Genomic DNA, 21,058 nt, shown 5'->3' on the forward strand with positions numbered 1-21,058 from the left:
GTGCGATTTCACATTTAATGATAAAATTTGAGGACAGAGTGAATTTAAGTTAATTACTTAGAGACACAGTTAATTGTACATTCCCCTTAATTTAAATAATATTAAAATTTGGACTCAGATTATTCTACATAACACATATAAGAAATATCTTGCTCTTTTAATTAATAATGTTAAATTTTATTCTATTCCCAGTCAATCGCCTTCAGTGTTGGTTATAATGACAAAACCATCATTTTTATTATCTAATATTTCAAAATAACCATTTATTTGTTCAAAATGAAGCAATATTACTTTTACGAGAGTATTGAAATCTTCATTTGTGATACTTCCGCCTCAGCCAGAATGATCACTTATAACAAATTTATTTTTAATAATTTTAGTAATGTTTGCTTGTGAATTTTTATTTTGTTTGATTTCATTTCATGTGTTTTTGTTAATTTTAATTTTTAATTTATCATGGGCTAGAAATTTATATCATTTTTCAATGTTATCATAAACATTATGATGAATTGAAGCCGGCAACGCAATATCAGATGTTGAATGATGATGAAAAGCAAAATACATTCATGTTCCTGCAATTGCTAATCCTCCAATTACTAAGGATAGCCCTAGAGTTTCCGGAGCCAGAGCGGCAGCAGTACCAGTTTCTCCAGCTATAACTCCGCCTTCAACCGCCGCTGTTTCGGCAACAGTAATTGTTTCTGCAGCGGCTAAGCTTTCTGTTGTGCTTGTTGATAAAAACGGAGTCATTTCCATTGCTTCTGCATTTGTGACACTAGTGGCAGCGGTACCACTAACAGTCATTTTTGTTCCATAAGCTGTTAATGCACCCCCGCTTAAAGCTGCTAATCCCGTATTTGTTAATTTTTCTTTAAAAGCTTTTTTATCATTTTCAGATAATGTTTGATAATAACGATTAATTTCATTTAATTTTTTTAATTTTTCTTCTTTTGAAAGAGCGTTGTATTTATTTATTGCCTTGGTAGCTGTTATTTGTGCGTTGATAATATTTTTGTTTATTGGTTTATTTACTACAGGTACATTTTGCTTGATTTTATTATTGTTTTTAATAATTAAGTTAATTTCTAAATTTTCATCATTTTTTAAACTTTTTTCTTCTGTTTTTTTATCTACAAAATGATATTCATCTTTTTGTAATGGGGTTGTTGTTAGTTCTGGTGCGTTGATAACATTACCTTGATTAGCATCATCATCCTCATTATTGTTAGATAAAATAGTATGGTGTTGAGCGTGATCATCAACCGGTAATTTAATTGCGTTTGTATCTGGTTTTGGGGTTGTTGGTGGTAAATTATCTGGTCTTTTTGTTGTATCAACTACCAGAATATTTCCCTGATTGTCATTAATAGCAATAGGGTGATTTGTTCGATTTTCTTCTGGTATTAAAGCAAAATTATAATGGTTTCCATTTATATGAAATATTTGTATGTTATTATTTGCATTTTGATGCACGGGTTGATATGGGCTATCGTTATCTACTCTAATATTATTATTGATAAGATTACTCATCGCTACTATTTCTGGTGTCCCACCCCATGTTGGGGCTTGTCGCATTCTTATTAAGTAATTATCGATATCAACCTCATTAGTTTCAGTAATATTAATAAAATCTCGAAATGTTTGATTTTGATTTTCTAATAATAAATTTGTTTGTCTATCTAAATTGTCTCTGATATAATCGACAACGCGATTGCGAAAGACAATTATTACCAGTCTGTGGGCGGCGGCATCTTGATATCATAATTGATTTAAATCTCTATTATTTTCTAAATCATATTGTTGTAGTAATTTTTGAATATGTAATATATTTTTTAAATTTTCTTCACCAAATAATTGAATAAATCTTGTTCTAAATTCTTCATAATTATTTCTCACTGGTAATAAATAAGCTGTTGCTACCGATCAAAATAAACAACTATTATCCGCCGGCACATCATACTGATTATTGTGATTTGTTCCTCTAGTATTTTGGTTTTGGGTGCCACTAGTTCCGGCCTGGTCGCCAACACTCACTCTCTTACTACTGCTATTAGATTTAGTGGATGGGTTTAAAAAACCAGGTTTAAATCCGCCATAATTTGATTTATCTTCTGTAATTGTTTTTTGTGTCTTACTTGGTTTACTTGCTTTTTTAGCAAGTGTAAATGTTACTGTAACTTTGCCGGAATAATGATTTTCATTATTTGCTTCAATAATTGCCGCAATATTAGTAATGCTGTTTCCTTGTACTTTAATTTTATTAATATCTACCTGTGGATTTAATTGTTTTACTTTTTCTTTAATTTGTTCTTCCGTTGGTTGTGTTTGTCCGCTACTAATTTCAATATTTCCTAAATCAGGTTGGATAATAACACCTGACAATTTAATTTTTGAAAATATTTGAATCATATTTTTAAGTAAATCAGGATTTGAAATAAATTGATTCATTATTTCATTTAAGGGTGATGATGACAAATCTTCAAATTTATTTTGATTTTGTTTTTTAATTTTTTCATATTTTTGTACTTTTTCTTTAATTTGTTCTTCTGTTTTTTTAATTCCTTTAGAATTAAGTTTTTGTTTTAAAATTTCTGTTATCTCAGGATTATTTCAAGAAAATAATTCTAAAACAGCAGAATCTGAAATATTTATATTAATCTGAGGATGATTTAATAAATGTTTAACAATATCAATATTATTAGATTGAAAAGTTGCATTTAATAGTGGCGTTTTACCAAATAAATTTATTTTATTTACATTAGCAGACTTTTCAATTAATAGCTTTGTAATTGCTTCGTGGTCGTTGCTTATCGCATTGTGTAAAGGAATATCACCATTTTTGTCCGTTACATTTACATCAGCACCATTATTAATTAATTCTTCAACTATTTCTAAACTACAATCTCTTTGGGCTGCAATATATAAAGGAGTTAGTTTACCATTATCTTCACTAGTTTGTGCATTTGCATCAGCGCCATGAGCAAGTAATAATTTAACAATTTCTAAATTATCATCCATTATTGCACCATTTAAAGGTGATAATCCGCTTTCATTTGCAATATTTACATTGACATCTTTTGATAAAATTAATTTTAATATATCTATATTACCTGATGATACTACTGATATTAAAAAATTCTTATCAATAATTTTATTAAAATCTTCTTTTGGAAAAAAATCAAAACTTTGATTAACAATAAAAGATTTAAAAAAATTTCTAAAATTTATTTGGTTTTTTAGTGTAGATACAATGTCGCATTTAAGAATTGCTGCTTTAGCATTTAAAATAAATTTTTTTATTATATAATCTTTTTTTTCTTTATCTAATTCTAATTTATTAATAAATTCTTCTAAAACATTTTCAATTTTATTCAATTTATCTTTACTTATTAAAATTTCAAAAATTTCATTTTCTATCATGTTATCGATTCTTTTTTTATCAAGAATGATTTTTATTTCATTGGAAATATCTTCTTTAATTTTTTGAATAATTTTTTCTTTTGTTAAATATTTTTGTTTTAGTTTTTCCTCTTTTTCTTGTATTTTAATTTTAAATTCTTTTTTTTGATTAAGTTCTGCTAAAACTTTTTCAATTTTTTTATCATTAATATATTTATTGTATTTTTCTAATTCTTTTAATAATAATTTATCTAATCCAATTTTTTCAAATTTATTGTTTTCCTGTAATTCATTGGCTTGTTGTCCATACTTTTTTCATATTTCTTCTAATTTTTTTATTTCAACTTCAGTATAAACAAATTTAAAATTATATTTTTCTATAAGTTTTTCATCATTAAGAAACTTATTCATTACTTCAAAATAAGATATTTCACAATCTAATTTTTTAAAAATTGCTTTCCTCTGTTCTTCTAAAAACTCACTCGCTAGTGTTAACCCGCCCCTTAATTGCGGTGCATAATTTTTTCAATTAAGCTCATACTTTGAAGTAATTTGGGCAGTGGTTTCAGTAATATTTTCAACTTTGATTTCACTAATATCTAAGTTAGAATTTAGTCCCTTAACATGTTTTAAAATTGTTTGTGAACTATTATCTGGTATTTTTCCTAACTCACGTGTTATTACAACATCTGATAATTTTTTTTCATCTTTTTGTAAAGTAGTATTCTTTGATTTGCCAGTATTACCGCCAGATTTAGAAGGTTGGTTTAAAAAACCAGGTTTTAATCCCGCAAACGAATTTTCGGCAATTTTAAATGTTATTGTAACTGTGCCAGTATAAATATTTGGATCTGGTAAATTAATAATATTTTGAATATTTTCTGGAATATTTTTAAATACAACTTGTTCTTTTTTGTCTTTATCTTTGTAGTGATTGAAATATTTAAGATGGGATCCGAAACGCATGGCTTCACTGGTTACAAAAATCATGCGCACTAAATCATCTTTAATATCCTGGCTTTGTTTGTTATCATTATTAACTTTTGCTAAATTTGCAATGGCGTCATTTAAAGTCTTTTGCGAAATAGGAATACCTTCTGAATTTGGATTTATAGCGTTTAAGGTTTGTTCTGGCCTTTGATTAGTTCTAGGTGTATAATCTTCTTTATAACCTAAATCAATTTTTTCACAACTATATTCTTCGGCAATTTTGTTGTTTACTTCAGAATTTCCTCGATAATATCTAATTTTATTTAATTCCTTCGTTTTTTGGCCAATTTTATCATTAAATTGATTTTTTAATGACGATCAGTCTTTGGCATTGAAGACAATATTTTCTTTTACTTTAAATTGCTTAAATTTTTCATTTAATGTATTCTGAATTTTTTTAATTTTATCTTGATTTTTCTTTTTATCTTTTTTTAACGTTTCAACTTGTTCTTTTAATTCATTTAATTCTTTTGCTGCAGGCAATGATAATAGTTCTTTTCATTTTTTTATTTTATTTTCTAATTCATTTATAATTTCTTCTTGAAAATAAAAATATTTGTTTTGATTATTAATAAATCCTAGTAAATAAAAAGTATTTAAATTAATTACTAGTTTTATATTATTATTTTTGTTTTTTATATTTAGAATTAAAATTCTTGTTTTATTTTCTTTAAATTCACTTAATCCTAAAGCTGCATCTAATTTTTTAAGAAGTTTAATATTCTCGTTTCGTACTTTTTCTTTCTCATCTGTTTCAAATAAAGGTGTTCTAATAATTCCTTCGTTATTTATCATTCTTAACGGATCAATTTGGTTATTTTTCACAAAGTTTTTTAACATGTTTTGAATTTCTTTGGCATAATCTTCATTTAAAGTAATTTCTTTTTCAATAAATTCAACTTGATTATCTGTTTTGCTTGTTGAAGATTGGGATTGTTGTTCATTTGATGGTTGTGTTTGTCTTTTTGGACGATTTAATGTTTCTGGACTGTTTTTAATTTTAGCTTTATTGTTATTAGGCTTGTTGGCGACTAACGGTCCGGCAGCATTACTGGTTAGCAAAATTATCCCCAGTAATTCTAAAAGTTTTTTCATATTAGTCAACTTCCTTTTATTTAATTTTTATTAAATTATCATCAACATGCTTTTTCCAAATCTTAGTCTGGAATCTATTCACTTTGCAGTTTCATTATATACCGTCAAACAAAAAAATTCTACTTTTACTATAAATAGACTTCTTACAATACTATGATAATAACTGGAAATTGTAGATTGAAGCAATTAAATTAAACTTTGTTAAAATTACTCTACACCAAGAAAGGTGATTTTTTTATGTTAGAAATTAATAATAATGTAAAAACCTTAGAAAACAAGCATTGATTCAGTTTATTTGCAACTCATAAAAATATGTACACCAATAAATGTGAACAATTAGCCAACGCATATGAAAAATTAGATGAGTACTTATATAAATATCATTATCGCTTAAAACAAGGTTATAAAGTAGTTCATTTTGCAACAAGAACAATTATTACAATTTTTGGTGAAGTTATTTTTAAACGACGCCGATATAAATATTGAAATCAAAAATCAGGTAAATTTGAATATGTATGTTTATTAGATAAAGAAATTGGTTTATTGCCCAAACAACGCATTTATTTTGATGTCCAATTTAAAGTTTTAAGTCTTCTAGGTGATGGTAAACGGTATCGCGATGTTTTAGATGCTCTAAATCATTGTTATATTTCAAAAGGTAGTATTTCAAATATTTTAAATAAATACGATATTGCCGAATATTTTCAACTAGCAGAAAAAGAAACTAAAACTAGAATTGATGTCAAAAATAAGGATTTATATATTCAGCTAGATGAGACATTTTTAGCGACATTAGATCATAAAGTTAAACAACAAGACCAAAGAATTCGTTTAGTTACTTTTCATACCGGACATAAAGAAAAAAAATACAAAAATGCTCGTAGAGCATTAGAAAATAAACGAGGTAATTTTCTAATGTTAAAAGTTGGTAAACGAATAAATACGATGGATTATCGTGATTTATTAATTAAAGAATTGCAAAAACATTATGTTAATATTAATTATGACAAAATAATTGTTTGTGGTGATGGTGATACTTGAATTAGAGAAATTGCCAATAGTTTCGGTAATGTTAGATATATTTTAGATGGTTATCACGCTATTAAAAAATTAAAACAAACTGCATTTAATATTGTTTTTGAAAATCGTAAAGTAACACTAAATAGTTGAATTGAATTATATAAAAATGGAAATCATCAAGAATTAGTAAAAAGTATTCGGAATGTTGCTAAAAATGAATTAAATAAAGATATTAAAACAAATTTAAGAAAGGCGAGTAATTATTTCAGTAATAATAAGCAAGGTATTCATAACCAAAATTTAGAATGAAATATCGGCTGTAGCATTGAAAGTGATGTATCACATTTAGTGAAACAACAATTAGGATATGGAGCAAAAATATATAATCATAAGAATTTAAATAACCTATTACATTTAAGAATGGCAAATTTAAACAAATTAAATGTATTACATTATATTAATGAAAATATTAATTCAGAAATAGAAATCAGAAAAGAAATATATAAAAATTCATTATGAAATAAATATAATAATAAAAATGATGATAGTTGAATTAATTATAAAGGTAATGCTGTAACAAATAAATATAATAGATTTAAGTAAGTAAAAATATAAAATTAATATATTTAGTTAAAATTTAATAATAATTAACAATTTTTATTGTGTAAAAATTCAATAATATGATAAAATGCTAATGAATAAAAATGACAATAACAAGAAAGGCAGGATTAGTTTAGTAATTAAATAATATAATTAGCTGATTGTTTTACTTCTTCAAAGCAATACCTAAGAAAACTAAACGCGACCAAATTATTATTTTCATTGCATTAGCGAAACATTTGTTATATAATTTTATTGCTTTTATGCATTATAGCTTCGGTACAAGAGCAAATGCAAAGGGAGAGATATAAATGCGACAAACGACAATGATTAATTCACAAGATGTGAAAAAAACATGATACATTATTGATGCCAGCGGTTTAATTTTAGGACGCTTAGCAACAAAAGTAGCAAGTATTTTAAGAGGTAAACATAAACCAACATTTACCAGCCATGTTGATTGTGGTGATAATATTATTATTATTAATGCTCATAAAGTAATATTAAGTGGTAATAAGCTGAATAATAAAAAATATTATAATCACTCTGGTTTTGTTGGTGGTATGAGAGTGCGAACAGCTAAGGTAATGCAAGATAAGTATCCAATTGAGATGGTTGAAAGAACTATTAAAGGAATGTTACCCCATACTAGTTTGGGAAGAAAACAAGCTAAAAATTTATTTGTTTATGATAGTGAAAAGCACCCCCATAGTGCTCAAATGCCAAAACTATTAGTATTACAAGAAGAAGGGAGTTAATCGAATTAATGAAAATAAAAAAAGAAATTATTTATCGTGGTACGGGTAGAAGAAAAACATCAGTAGCGCAAGTAGTATTAACTTCAGGAAAAGGGAATATTACTATTAATAATAAACCGGCACTTATTTTTTTTCCTTATGCAACATTAATCCAAGAGTTAGAACAGCCATTGTTAGAAACGGATATGAAAGAAAGTTTTGATATTAATGTTAAAGTTAATGGTGGTGGTTTTAGCGGTCAAGCTGGAGCTACGAGATTAGGTATTGCAAGAGCATTATTAAAATTTTCACCAGATTATCGGATGAAGTTAAGACAAAAAGGTTTAATAACTCGTGATTCACGAATTAAAGAAAGAGATAAGTATGGATTAAAAGGTCCCCGAGCAGGAAACCAATTTTCAAAAAGATAATTTATATTTTAGCATATATCTCAAATATATGCTTTAATTGGGACTATAGCTCAGTTGGTTAGAGCGCACGCTTGATAAGCGTGAGGTCGGTGGTTCAAGTCCACTTAGTCCCACCATTGATGGGCCCGTAGCTCAGCTGGGAGAGCACCTGCCTTGCACGCAGGGGGTCGGCGGTTCAATCCCGTTCGGGTCCACCATTTTAATTTCATTAATGACTTAAACTTAATTTTATTGTTTGAATAATAAATAAAATTAAGTTTTTTTTGTTAAAATCATTTACAACAATTTATTTATTGTTAAAATTGTTTTATTACTAGATGTAATGTATTTGGGAGACTTGTTGTAATGAAAAAAAGAGTAAAGTTTAAAAAGCCTAGTTTTTCCAAGCAAGTGAAATTATTTTTTCAAAAAATTCATAATACTAAATTTACTCGCATTATGAGAAGTTTGTTATTGCTAACATTAGCAGCATTACTATTAACTTTAACTTTTAATTATTTTATTAATCCCGTAGGTTTTTACAATGGTGGTTTTAGTGGGATATCGCAAATTATTGTTTATTCAATTTTTTCATCACCTAAAGAACAAGCGATGTGGTTTTACATTGTTGTTTTAATGTTAAATATTCCTTTTGTAATTTTTGGATATTTTAAAGTTGGCCGATATTTTACTGTTTATACTTTATTTTTTATGTTAATGCAAACAGCATGAAACTTTATTTTACGAGCAATTCCGATTTTAGATCAATTAAAAATTATGGAAGAATTAATTTTACCTAAGGATACTGATACGGGAAAAGCAGTGATGACTTTAGCGGCTTTTATTTATGCTTTTATTGGTTCAATTATTTGAGGTTTTGCTATCGCAATTGCTTTTATTGCTGGTGGTAGTTCTGGTGGTTCAGATTTTTTAGCTGCTTATTTAGCAGTGTGAAAAAAACAAGGTGTTGGTAAATTTCAAAAATATATGAATTATGCAATTATTGTTTTAGCAATTTTAATTAAATATTTTGTGCAAAAAAATGAAGATAATTTAATTTATGCTTTTTTTAAAAATTTTACTTTATATGTATCAATTATTTTTGCAACGATTAGTACTGTTGTTACTAATTTTATTTATCCAAAATTTAAATTAATTAATGTAATGATTTTTACAAAATTACCATTAGATGTTTGTGAATATTTTAAAACTCATGAATATCCTCATGATACTACTTTAATTAGTTCTAGTGATATTAAGAGTGGTAAAGTTTCGGGAACAATTTTTGCGACAATTTCTTTAATAGAATATAAAAAAGTTAAATATAATGTAACAAGAATTGATAATAAAGCGTTTATTGTTGTTATTCCCGTGACGATGGTTTATGGTACCTTTAATATTCAAAGGTTTAATTAATATTCAAAATGCTAACCAAGGAGTTGACCAATGAAGCAAGGTTTTCTAAGATTTTTAAAAATAGTTGATTGGAAATTTATTACGATGGCAATTGCGATTATTTTAATAATTTTTTCATTACCAATTGTTATTTTAACGGAAAAGGAAACTATTATTCATAATGATAAACGAGAATTTGTTTTAAGAAATAATTTAACATCGTTATTAGCAATGGTATTTTTTACTTCTGGTAATAGTCTTTTTTTTCAAAGATTAATGACATCACCAGAGTTTTTAGCTTTAATTGTGCTAATAATTAATATTATTGTTTATAGTTTAGCTGGGATTTTTTATATGATGAAAGGGGTTTCCAAAAAAAGCGCATTATTTCTACAATATCTTTTTTAACAATTATCGTTTTAATTGGTTTTATTTTGTTAATTTTATTTATTGTTCAAAAAAATCGTGAAATTAGTGGTTGAAATTATGTTTATATTTTCCACGCTATTAATTTACAAGTAGTTTATTTTCTACCGTTTTTAGGTTATATTCTTTATTTTGTTAGTTTTGGTTTATACTTATATTATTTTTTTACTAAATGCAATAAAAAATAAGATTTAGATATTTTTTAATAAAAAAATAATATAATATAAATAAGGAGGTTTATAAATGCAATTCGTTATTCGTGGTAAAAATATTGAAGTAACTGAGGCGATTCGTGAACGCATTATTAATAGTTTAGAAAAAATTAGTAAATATAAAATTATTAATCTTGATGATACCATTCATGTTGAAGTAAGAACTTATAAAGAAAATTTAAGTCGAGTTCGTGTTGTTCTTGATTTAAAAGGAAAGAGTAATCATTTACAAGCTGAAGGTCAGCATATTGATTTATATGTTGCCATTGATGAGGTGCGTCATAAGTTAGAAGAACAATTACGAAGAATGAAGGACCGTTGAATTCCACGGGGTAAAGAAAAATTTACGAAAGTAGAATTTCCGGTTGATTTAACATTAGATGAGGATATCTAATGCCATTATTAAATTAGATAAAATATCTTTTATTTTAAAAATTTATTGCTATAATTAACCCATAGATTTAACTCTTAGTGGAGGTGATGGGTTAATTTAATAAATTAGTATTTGGAAATTAAATGTTTATTTTGTATAAAATAACCAAAGAAGTTATTGTAAAAATAAAATTTCAAAGTAAAATAACATATATAGTAAAATAAATGAAAAGGGAGAATTAAATATGAAATTATCAGGATTAAGATTAATAACAGCTTTAGCAGGACTTCCTGCTATCGTAGCATTACCAATTATTGGTTGTGGCACAAAAAAAGCCGCAGCAACTACAGTTACTGATAAAGCAATTGATGCGATTAAGTTTGATGATGCTGCTGATGCTGATGCTTTTGCAGTTGCTGACGCAGCAGGATGAAAAGATACCACTATTCTTGCAGAGATTCAGAAAAAAGTTGATACGAAAGTTAAAGCTGCGGATGAGAACGCTAAAGCGGTTGAGGCAGCATTAGTTGGAGCACTTCCAGCAGCTCCCGGACCAACTAAAAGTGCTGAAGTTAAATTTAGTGTAAAAGCAAAAGATGCTGCTGATGGAACATTTTCAAAAGAATTTACAATTAAAGTTACTCAAACAGGATAGTAATATCGTAATTTAGAAAAAGTGTTAAGAAAATACACTTACAGTTGTAAGTGTATTTTTTTTATAAAAATTATTTATTAATTAAATTCCTTGAAAAACTAATATTTGTTAGTAAAATGTTTATATAACAAAACTTGGAAAGAGGGATTAATTATTTATGAAGTGACTTATACAGTTTTTAGCAAGTTTGACATTAACACCACTAATTATTGTGATGCCATTAGTAAGTTGTAGCAATACTGAGATGAAACAGTCAGGAAGTTTAGATAGTCGGATTAGTAGTTTATCTGATATTGTGGAAATAAAAGATATTCCTCCGGCCAAGTGAAATTCTTTTGGTTTGCAATTATATGCTGTTATGGATTTGATAGAAAAACTTGGAATGGATTTAAATGAAGCCAAAGCTAATTTAAACTTTGATGAAAGTTCTCCGTTTGATACATCCCATAATGTTGTGGAGTTAACGATTACTGTGCGAGCAATGCCAAATAAAGGGAAAGCAAAAAAAGAAGTTAAATATATTTTTACAATGAAAGCAGATAAGCAATTCTTTTTAACTAATATCTTGTAAAATTAGTGATTTCCCAGTAATATAACTTATATAACAATACATGCAAAGGAGAATTAAATATGAAAAAAAGTTTTATATCATTTTTAGCAACCTTAACATTAACCCCCATGACATTGATGACAGTAATACCGACCGTATCTTGTAGTTTAAAAAGTATTGATGCTCGTATTAATGCGTTACCAGATACTGTGGAAATAAAAGATGTCGATGAGAAATGGTGAGTTTCGCATGACTTGACTGGTCTAATTGTATATGATATAGTGACTAAGTTAGGATTAAGAGTTGATGAAGCGATTTCGCAGATTGATTTTGTTGATCCTGGTGAAATTGATGTAACAGGTACTACTGCCACTGTCGATATTACTATTAAGGCATTAGAAGGAAAAGGAACAGCATCCAAAACCGTTAAATATAATTTTATTAAAAAAGTAACAAGTTAGATTTTAGTCGTTAGTAATATTTAAATCTTAACCATATTAATTTTGAAATACATTTACAAATGTAAGTGTATTTTTCTTTTTAAAAATAATTTTATAAATCCTTTTAAAAATTGGTGTTTTCTAATATAATTGCTTATGGAAATTAATATTTCAGGGAGTTTTAAATGGGTGTTATTTTAAAAAATATTAGTATTGATTATGGTGAAACATTAGCGGTCAATAATTTTAATATGCATGTGAAAACAGGACAATTAGTTACTTTGTTAGGACCGTCTGGTTGTGGAAAATCAACAACGCTTTATGCGATTGCGGGATTATTACAAGTTAGTCAGGGACAAATTATTTTTAATGGCAAAGATGTAACCAAACGGTCACCACAAAATCGTAATATTGGTTTAATATTCCAAAATTATGCTTTATATCCGCATTTAAATGTTTTTAAAAATATTGCTTTGCCTTTATATCAAGATAAAAAATTTAAACGCACTGTTAGAAACAGTAATACTAATATTCGGTTATTAATTAAAGATTTGCAAGATAGTGGTTTAAATGTTGAAAAACAAGGATTTAAAGATCAGATTGCAAAATTACTTTCGGAGTATTTAGAAACTTATGATAAGTTAGTTAATGAAATGATTGCTGATTATTTAGCAGGTATTTTTAAATTTCATAAGCGTGAAGCAGCAATAATTTATAATGAAAAGCATTTAGAAACATTTCGTAATCGGATTCATAGTCAGTGATATGATCAGTCAAGATTAGCGGTTCATATTAAATATTGTGATTTTTTAAATTTAATTTATCGTAATATTTCACAGTTAAAAATAACTATTAATAATAATTTAAGTAGTTTTAAAGCAACAAATAAGAATTTTAAAACTCGGGAAATTGATTTTGCAATTAATAAGTTTTTACTGCAAATGAAATATAATTATTTAAATCCTGCTAAAAGCAAGTTAAATGCTTTAAAAATAGTAATGAAAGATCATCAAAAAGCATATAATGAATTAGTTAAAAATTTTAAACAACAACAAAAAAAAGATCATGCTTTACAATATAGTTTGAGTCATAGTAAGTATGTGAGTTTTTTTAAGAAACATCGGCAATTATGAGATAAAGAAGAACAAAAGGGACTTGATAAGTATCAAAAGAAAATTGGTAATAATTTATTAGCAGCTTATGATGAGATGTTAATAAAGTTAACAGCAATTGCTAATGAATATTATCAGTTGTCACCCGCATTAATAACAATGAAAACTGCTGAGCAGTTAAATACTGAACTACAAGCATTAAAACAACAATTAACTTCATTTAGAAAAGAAGTTAATAAGAGTGTTAATCTTGTTGCTCAGCAAGTAGAAATTACTAATCAATTAAAGAAACGACCAGGTAATTTATCTGGTGGTCAACAGCAAAGAGTAGCAATTGCAAGAGCCATTGTTAAAGCTCCAGATATTTTATTGTTAGATGAACCGTTATCTAATTTAGATGCCAAGTTACGAGTAACAACAAGAGAGTGAATTCGGCGTTTTCAACAAAAATCACAAATGACAGCAATTTTTGTAACTCATGATCAAGAAGAAGCAATGTCAATATCTGATTATATTTATATTATGAAGCAAGGGGTATTACAACAAGTTGGAACACCACATGAAGTTTATAATCAACCAGTTAATAAATTTGTTGCACAATTTATTGGTAATCCGGCAATGAACTTTTTTAATGGCGTAATTGATAAGCAACATAATATTTGAATTGATGAAATTAAGATTGGTAAAGCCATAAAAGCTAAATCTGGTTATATTACTATTGGGATTCGCCCTGAAGATTTAAAATTAAATAGTGATGCCTTAAATACTAAGTTTGTTAATAAAGAACCTTTAATTGGTGAAATTTCTTTGTTTGAAGAATTAGGTCGGAGTGCTTTTGTCACTATTAAGATTAAAAATAATGAATATGTTAAAGCAGTTTATGATATGGATGAAGATAAGTTTTATGAACACGGTGAAAAGGTAAAAATTAATTTTGTTAAAAAGACGATTTTTTTATTTGATCCAGAAACTGAATTAACAGTGGAGGTTATTTAATGGCTAGTAAAAAACCGATTGAAAAATCTTTACAAACAAAATATTCCCAAAATTTTTTTAATTATTTAAAGCGATATTACAAAAAACCTAATAGTGCTCAAAAACGCGATAGTACTCTTATTTCATTAATTTGATTAACACCAGCATTAGCATTATTAGGAATATTTATGTTTTATGCAATTTTTATTGTTGCTAGAACAGCTGTTAATGGTGGTCCGGAAATTGCTTTTAAATTTTCATGAAAGCATTTTGAATTAGTATGAAAAAATCGTGAATTTCAAATTGCTTTAAAAAATTCTTTAATTTATTCAACAGCAGTTGTACCTTTATCATTAATTATTTCATTAATAGTTGCTAAGTCATTAACTAGCATTATGTCAAAACGAATTTTTAATTTTTTGCAAGGTATTTTCTTTTTGCCATATGTTACTAGTGCGATGGCTGTTGCTATGACTTTTGCTTTTATTTTTAGTCCTGAAGGAGTGATGAATACTTTATTTGCGCTTTTTGGTTTGGAAAAACGACCTTGATTAAATGATGCTAATTATGCGATTTGAGTTTTAATTATTTATGGAATATGAAAATCATTACCTTTTAATATCATTATGTTAACAACAGCGTTATTAAAAATAAATAATCAATATTATCAAGCTGCTGCTATTGATGAGATGCGTAAAAGTAAGCAGTTATTTAAAGTGACAGTACCTTTAGTTATTCCGATGTTAATTTACTTATTTACTATTGGATTAATTGATTCGTTTAAAATATTTCCTTTAGGATTATATGCTAATTATATTCAAGCATCTACTTATCAGATTCAAACAGTTGTTTTTTGAATTTTTCAACGCCGAATGAATGCTAGTTACAATGAAGCTGCGGCAGCTTCAATAATCTTAATGATAATTATTTTATTAATTACAATTGTAACGCGAATTATTAGTAAACAATTATCAAGAAAATATAGTTAGGAGATTTTATTGATGAATAATTTGGGCAAGAAAATTAATAAATTGTTAAAGATGCGTTGCAATAAAATTGGTTTATGATTTAAAACTTGAGTCAGTCGTCAAACTATTGTGCGTAAAATCAATTTTACACAACAAATGGCGGGAAATAAAGGTTGAGAAAAATGAATTAGCATTGCAATTCGCTTCTTATTTTTATTAGTTATGGCTATTATTGTTGTTTTTCCATTTTACTGAATGATTATTACTTCATTTAAAACTGATGCTGATTTAGATCCAACAAAACCACAAGGATTATGACCTGAAATTTGAACTTTTAAGTGGTATACATATCTTTTAGAAAATTCACAAATTAATGTTGGCAAGTATTTATTTAATTCGTTTTTAGTAGCATTTCTTTCCACAATATTGAAATTATTTATTTGTGCTTTAGCGGGATTTGCTTTAGCGCATTATCGGACAAAGTTTCGCGAAGCAATATTTATTTTGTTGTTATCAACATTAATGATTCCTGGGGAAGCGATTATGATTGGGCAGTATTTGCTAATGTTACGGATTGTATGAGATAATACCTTAGAAGCATTAGTAATTCCATTTATTGCTTCGGCTTTTACAATTTTTATGTTACGCCAAGCATTTGAAGGGATTCCGAAATCAATTGTTAGTGCTAGTAAGGTTGATGGGTTATCAACTTTTAAATTTTTTTGAAAAGTAGCGTTGCCATTAGTTCAACCAGTATTATGAACAGCGGGATTAATATCTTTTATTGCTAGTTGGAATGCAGTATTATGACCCGTAACAGTTTTAGATGCTGATTCAAAATGAGTAACTTTACCAATGTTATTATGAGAATTAATTCAAGTAACAGAACCAGGACCTAATAATCCAAGTACGCTAAGAGATCCACAACATTTAAAAATGGCATCTGCTGTTATTTCTATTTTGCCAATGATTGTTTTATATTTACTTACTAAGAAACGTATTATTAATAGTATTACAAAAGATAGTAGTGGAACTAAGGGCTAGGAATTAATAGGAAGGAATAACAATTAATGAAAAAAATTAAGGTAATGCTAACAGCAACAATTTGATTAGGTGCAATTTTAACAACTTTGGCTTGTAGTCATCCGGAACGAAATGTCATTATGACAACTTATTTTAAAAAAGGTCAATTTCAATGAAATGCTTTAGAAAAGGTTATTAATAATTTTAATGCTGTCAATGCTAATAACTCGGAATTTGATCATCGCAAAATAATTTTAAAATTTGTGCAAAATAATGGTGTTGAGAAGGAAGTTAATGCTGGTTATTATGGTGTGAGAAAGTTACCTAATTTGTTTACTAGTTATGCTGATGAGGTTGTTAAATACTCTAAAACTTTACAAGAACAGTTAGTTGATGTTAAGATTCCCGATCTTAGTCCTTGTATTGATAAACCAAGCATTATTGATTCTTATTGACAAGAAACAATGTATAAGGGTAAACAATATACAGTTCCGATTGGAAAGTCATTAGATTTAATGTTTATTAATAAGAAATTATTGTTAGAAGTATTTGCTAAAATTGAGGGTTTAACTCCGCAAGCAAATTTGTTATTACCACTGGGCGATAATTTAAGTAATTATCAAGGAATGAATAGACAATGAAAAGTTAATAAAAGTATTGATTGAAGTAAATTTCAAGACCAACTTAATGTTTTAAAAGAGTGAAATTCTTTGGAAACAATGAAAGCGGGAATTATTACTTGAAGTAGTTATCTTAGTTTAGTGCAAGTAACTAGTCATTTATTAAAAAATTTAGCTAATTTAAAGAATCTTAATGAAGTGTATGCAGTAGCGATGGATGATTTGCCTAATGGATTATATGCGCAATATGCTAATAATGAGGCATTAAATTCTGAAACAAAATCTAATGAATTTCTTTATCGTGAAAATAGTAGTGGTGAATTTGTTTTAAACTTAAAAGGAAAGTCTTTTGAAATATTGCAGAAACATTTAAGCGGTCTTCAAAAGTTAAAAGATTTAGCTAATCGTACGTCTAATGATATTAAGCGCAATACAGGATTGCATGTTAAAGTACCAACAGCAACATCACCACAAGGGACATTTGCTAGTACCTTGTTTAATCAATCTAAAGCTTTAGTCGGTATTGGTTCAACATCAGGAGTTCAGTTTTTGTTACAGAAAAAACGCCTTAAACCTGAGGATATTTGAGCGTTACCGTTACCATTTTCTACAGGTGGTAAGTATGCTATTCAACAAGGTCCAGGAATTGCGATGTTTAAAATGAATGATCCGATTAAAGATAAAATTTCCGAAGCATTTATTAAATATGTAACATCACAAGAAGCTAATGAAGTTTATGCTTTTGATTCAGGATATTTGCCAATTAATAAAGCTTCCTATGAAACTGGTTCTTCTTATGGTCAAAAATTACATGATGCTCCATCAGAATCTTATTTACAGGTTATTGCACAAGTATGAGAATTGATGAATGCCAAGAAAATAACAACCGCCTCGCCACCATTAACACAATGAGGTGCAATATTTCGTCAAACGGTATTAAAGTCATTAAATATTTTTTATCAAGATTTATTAAATGCATCATATCCTGAAAGACCATTAACTGAGAAAGAATTTTTAAATATTCTTAAAAGGCAAACCAAAGATGATGGGATTCATGAATTTATTATTGAACAATAAGGTTTTAGATATTTTTTATTAAAATATTTTAAAAATGTAACTAAATATATTTAGTTACATTTTTTTAAATTGAAATATAGTAAAATATCATTCTAGTAAATTTCTGTATGCTATTAATAAAATTAAGGTTATTAATTAAGGGGGTTATAGGCTTAAACTATTTATTATTTTATATTAATCTAGTATTTTATTAAGTTAGTAATTAATAAAAATATATAAGGATGGTAAAAAATGAACAATTCAAAACAAGGATTAGTAGCTTTATTAGCAGCAATATCAATTTCAATAACACCGGCGTTAAATATTAGTAATATTACTAATAAGTTAGTAAATAAAAATTATGCAAATGATAGTGAACGTGATAAAAGGCAAATTCAATTGTATTCAGGAATGATTGAAAAGAATATTCAAACCCAATTAAAGATTATGAAAAATGAAAAAAATATTGTTGCTGAACGAATTGTTAAATATAATCTTGTTGCTAAAACAATTAAAATTCTTGAAGATAAAATTAAAAAACATTTGAATGGGATTGCAAAGGAAGATATTGAATTTATTAAAGAACAAATTGATAAATTAAATACTGCTAATGAAGCATTAGAATTGTTACAACTTGAACTTAGTGATTTTGCTATTAATTTTACGCATGTTGATTATTGAAGAATTTATTCGCGACTTAGTCAAGACATTGAATCTCGTAATGTGTGAATTAAACAATTGCAAAATAAATATGTTGATTCTAATAATAATTTAAGTGATGTGCAAAATGCCATTAGAATTAAAATTATTAAAAATCAAATTACAGTATATAATAACTATTCTAATTCGCTAATTTCTATTCAAGATAAAATTATTGTCATAAAACTTCAAGAAGTAGATGCGGATATTGATGCTATGAATCAAAAAATTTCTTTGCAACTTGCTGACTGTGAGGATACTATTAGGGTTTTAATAGATAGTCAAATAGTAACAGCAGATACCCAAGCGTTAATGATTGAACAACTTGATATTTTAAATGGTCAAATTGAGGCATTAGGAGTTGTAAAAGAGAAAATTTTAGAAACTAAAAATGAAACAGAAAAATTTGAAAAAGTAAAAAACTTACTTATTGACATTGATAAAATTATTGATAAAAAACAAACAAATCAACAAGATTTTTTAAATAAAACAATTAATGACAAATAATATCATAATGTTATTAAATTAATATTTATTAAAGTGAAAGGTTTATTTAAAATGATAAAAATCTTTGAGTGTTTTTGTGCTCTAATAATTGCTTTTTCAGTTAGTTCTAAAATAACTAATATTAATTATCATCCTTTGAGGATGAATAGCATTAGTATTGAAATCCAAATTTCTTCATTAAATGGTTTAATTCAAAACCGATTAAATACGATATCAAAAGTTGCTTTACTTAAAGATTTAAGTGCAACCCAGTTACTAGAAAAATTGACTTTGCTTAAAAATGATATTGAAAAAAAAGAATTAGAAATTATAAAATTATTAAGAAAAAATAATCAAGAAAAAAACTTGTTATTGATCAATGGCGATTAGTTAGAGATCGCATTGATTTATTGCAATCAATTCAAAGTGATGTTCTTACTAGTAAAATATGACCAATGGATGCTGAAAAAATTTATCATAAGATTGCAGAATTTATTTCAATTTATGAAGCAATATCATCTAAAATATTAACAATAGATGATGAAATAATTGAACCAAATAATATTTTGAATTGAGAAAATGGTATAACAAGTTTAATTAAGAAATTTTTTGAGAAAGCTTATGACTGAAATTTTAATTCTAATACAAAAATAGCAGAAGTTGAAGCAACTTTAAGTAAAAAATTAAAGGAAAATATTGGTGCGAAGTATTTTAATACGATTGTAATGGAAATAAAAGATAAGTCGTTACTGAAACCAACGCTTGGTGAAAATAATATTGTTAATGGTAAAATTTCCTTGGCGATTGAAATAATGGGTATTAATTTATTGGAAAATCTCATTGTCAATCTTGATTTAATAAATATTTAGTTGTCAATTGAGAAATTAGTTAATAAAGTGCGAGCATATTTAGAACAATTTAATGAGAATAATCCTTTTGATTTAGATGGAATGAGTTCCGCTAAGACATGAAATGATCTTTTTGATAAATTTGAAAACAAGTTATTTTTAGAAATCGGTTTTCATAAAGAAGTAAAATTAGCTATGAAAGGTGGTGGTGCTTTGCTTACAGATAAAATTGGTATTGGTAATTTTGTTCCTCAAATAGAAGGTGATGCATGAATAAGTAAAGATAAACTTTGACAACGGGTTGCTTTTTACATTGGTGATGAGGATTTTGAGGGAACAAGAGTTTATTTTAAAAATATTAAAATGGTTGATGACCATTTAGCTTATAATGTGAAAAGATATTTAGAACAATTTCAAAGAAAAGCATTTCATTTAGATGGAATAACTGTGGATATGACATGAAAAGATGCTCTTAATAAATTAAAAGATAGTTTGCAATTAGATTTTGATATTGATTTTAATCGAATTAAAAATCTTGATATTAATGACAAAAATATGAAAATAGGTGATGATTCGTTTTACAGTGCAAAATATATTTCCTTTAATGTTGGTAATAAATTAGTTTATAATGTAAAGATTTTTTTTAAAAATATAAAAATGTCTGATGACTATCTTTTTAATAAAGTAGTAAAATTTTTACAATATTATAATGATAATGAAAATACTTATTTTAATTTAAGAGGAATGAGTTCTCATAAAAAATGAAAAGATGTTCTTGAGAAAGTAAAAGAAAGGTTAAAAAATGCTTTTGGTAATGAGTTTTATCGAATTAAAGATTTGGATATAGGTAGCAAAGATAAAGAAATTGGGGATAAAAATTTAAAAAATGCTAATAATTGACAAAATATTTATTTTACAGTTGGCAATAAGTCATTGGTCATAAAAGTTTATTTTCGAAATATTACCTAA

18 protein-coding genes and 2 tRNA genes are annotated in these 21,058 nt (G+C 26.8%); 19 read left to right on the forward strand and 1 reads right to left on the reverse strand.

Translation table 4 applies throughout. The features are described 5' to 3' along the window. Positions 1-177: 177 nt before the first annotated feature. Positions 178-5,484, reverse strand: a complete 5,307-nt coding sequence (locus tag AAHM88_RS00635) for an ankyrin repeat domain-containing protein (protein ID WP_342262895.1) — start codon at positions 5,482-5,484, stop codon at positions 178-180. Positions 5,485-5,721: 237 nt separating this feature from the next. On the opposite strand from AAHM88_RS00635, the gene AAHM88_RS00640 reads away from it, so the two are divergent. From AAHM88_RS00640 to AAHM88_RS00730, 19 genes are all read left to right on the forward strand, one after another. Continuing rightward, complete coding sequence (locus AAHM88_RS00640; RefSeq protein WP_342262896.1) at positions 5,722-7,107, forward strand: Mbov_0401 family ICE element transposase-like protein; 1,386 nt, start codon at positions 5,722-5,724, stop codon at positions 7,105-7,107. A 308-nt stretch (positions 7,108-7,415) separates the two neighbouring features. Further along, positions 7,416-7,862: a 50S ribosomal protein L13 gene (gene rplM, locus AAHM88_RS00645; protein WP_338982140.1), complete on the forward strand. Its 447-nt coding sequence runs from the start codon at positions 7,416-7,418 to the stop codon at positions 7,860-7,862. 8 nt (positions 7,863-7,870) lie between these two features. Next, positions 7,871-8,272 carry a 30S ribosomal protein S9 gene (gene rpsI, locus AAHM88_RS00650; RefSeq protein WP_342262897.1) on the forward strand — a complete coding sequence of 134 codons (402 nt, stop codon included), beginning with the start codon at positions 7,871-7,873 and terminating at the stop codon, positions 8,270-8,272. A gap of 39 nt (positions 8,273-8,311) precedes the next feature. After that, positions 8,312-8,388, forward strand: a tRNA-Ile gene (locus tag AAHM88_RS00655). A 5-nt stretch (positions 8,389-8,393) separates the two neighbouring features. Then, positions 8,394-8,469 (forward strand) — tRNA-Ala (locus AAHM88_RS00660). A gap of 148 nt (positions 8,470-8,617) precedes the next feature. Further along, the gene (locus tag AAHM88_RS00665) at positions 8,618-9,667 is read left to right on the forward strand and encodes a YitT family protein (RefSeq protein ID WP_342262898.1); all 1,050 of its coding nucleotides are present in this window, start codon (positions 8,618-8,620) and stop codon (positions 9,665-9,667) included. Positions 9,668-9,697: 30 nt separating this feature from the next. Next, complete coding sequence (locus AAHM88_RS00670; protein WP_342262899.1) at positions 9,698-10,054, forward strand: hypothetical protein; 357 nt, start codon at positions 9,698-9,700, stop codon at positions 10,052-10,054. 261 nt (positions 10,055-10,315) lie between these two features. Next, entirely contained in the window at positions 10,316-10,678 is a 363-nt protein-coding gene (hpf, locus tag AAHM88_RS00675; RefSeq protein ID WP_342262900.1) for a ribosome hibernation-promoting factor, HPF/YfiA family, read from the forward strand. A 223-nt stretch (positions 10,679-10,901) separates the two neighbouring features. Further along, positions 10,902-11,312 (forward strand): hypothetical protein, encoded by a 411-nt coding sequence (locus AAHM88_RS00680; protein WP_342262901.1) that lies wholly within the window; start codon positions 10,902-10,904, stop codon positions 11,310-11,312. Positions 11,313-11,469: 157 nt separating this feature from the next. Beyond that, the gene (locus tag AAHM88_RS00685; protein ID WP_342262902.1) at positions 11,470-11,883 is read left to right on the forward strand and encodes a hypothetical protein; all 414 of its coding nucleotides are present in this window, start codon (positions 11,470-11,472) and stop codon (positions 11,881-11,883) included. Positions 11,884-11,942: 59 nt separating this feature from the next. Continuing rightward, positions 11,943-12,323 carry a hypothetical protein gene (locus AAHM88_RS00690; protein WP_342262903.1) on the forward strand — a complete coding sequence of 127 codons (381 nt, stop codon included), beginning with the start codon at positions 11,943-11,945 and terminating at the stop codon, positions 12,321-12,323. Between the two features lie 164 nt (positions 12,324-12,487). Further along, positions 12,488-14,410 (forward strand): ATP-binding cassette domain-containing protein, encoded by a 1,923-nt coding sequence (locus AAHM88_RS00695; protein ID WP_342262904.1) that lies wholly within the window; start codon positions 12,488-12,490, stop codon positions 14,408-14,410. After that, positions 14,410-15,378, forward strand: coding sequence for a sugar ABC transporter permease (locus AAHM88_RS00700; protein WP_342262905.1), 969 nt, complete (start codon positions 14,410-14,412; stop codon positions 15,376-15,378). The genes AAHM88_RS00695 and AAHM88_RS00700 overlap by 1 nt, the downstream gene beginning before the upstream one ends. Before the next feature lie 12 nt (positions 15,379-15,390). After that, positions 15,391-16,401 (forward strand): carbohydrate ABC transporter permease, encoded by a 1,011-nt coding sequence (locus tag AAHM88_RS00705; RefSeq protein ID WP_342262906.1) that lies wholly within the window; start codon positions 15,391-15,393, stop codon positions 16,399-16,401. 26 nt (positions 16,402-16,427) lie between these two features. Continuing rightward, entirely contained in the window at positions 16,428-18,077 is a 1,650-nt protein-coding gene (locus AAHM88_RS00710) for an extracellular solute-binding protein (protein WP_342262907.1), read from the forward strand. Positions 18,078-18,308: 231 nt separating this feature from the next. After that, the gene (locus AAHM88_RS00715; RefSeq protein WP_342262908.1) at positions 18,309-19,262 is read left to right on the forward strand and encodes a hypothetical protein; all 954 of its coding nucleotides are present in this window, start codon (positions 18,309-18,311) and stop codon (positions 19,260-19,262) included. Between the two features lie 51 nt (positions 19,263-19,313). Next, positions 19,314-19,631: a hypothetical protein gene (locus AAHM88_RS00720; RefSeq protein ID WP_342262909.1), complete on the forward strand. Its 318-nt coding sequence runs from the start codon at positions 19,314-19,316 to the stop codon at positions 19,629-19,631. 20 nt (positions 19,632-19,651) lie between these two features. Next, on the forward strand, positions 19,652-20,110 hold the full coding sequence (locus AAHM88_RS00725; RefSeq protein ID WP_342262910.1) for a hypothetical protein: 459 nt from the start codon (positions 19,652-19,654) through the stop codon (positions 20,108-20,110). Then, complete coding sequence (locus AAHM88_RS00730; RefSeq protein WP_342262911.1) at positions 20,111-21,058, forward strand: hypothetical protein; 948 nt, start codon at positions 20,111-20,113, stop codon at positions 21,056-21,058.

Source organism: Spiroplasma endosymbiont of Dromius quadrimaculatus (assembly GCF_964031155.1).
In the GTDB taxonomy this organism is placed as follows: Bacteria; Bacillota_I; Bacilli_A; order Mycoplasmatales; family Nriv7; genus Nriv7.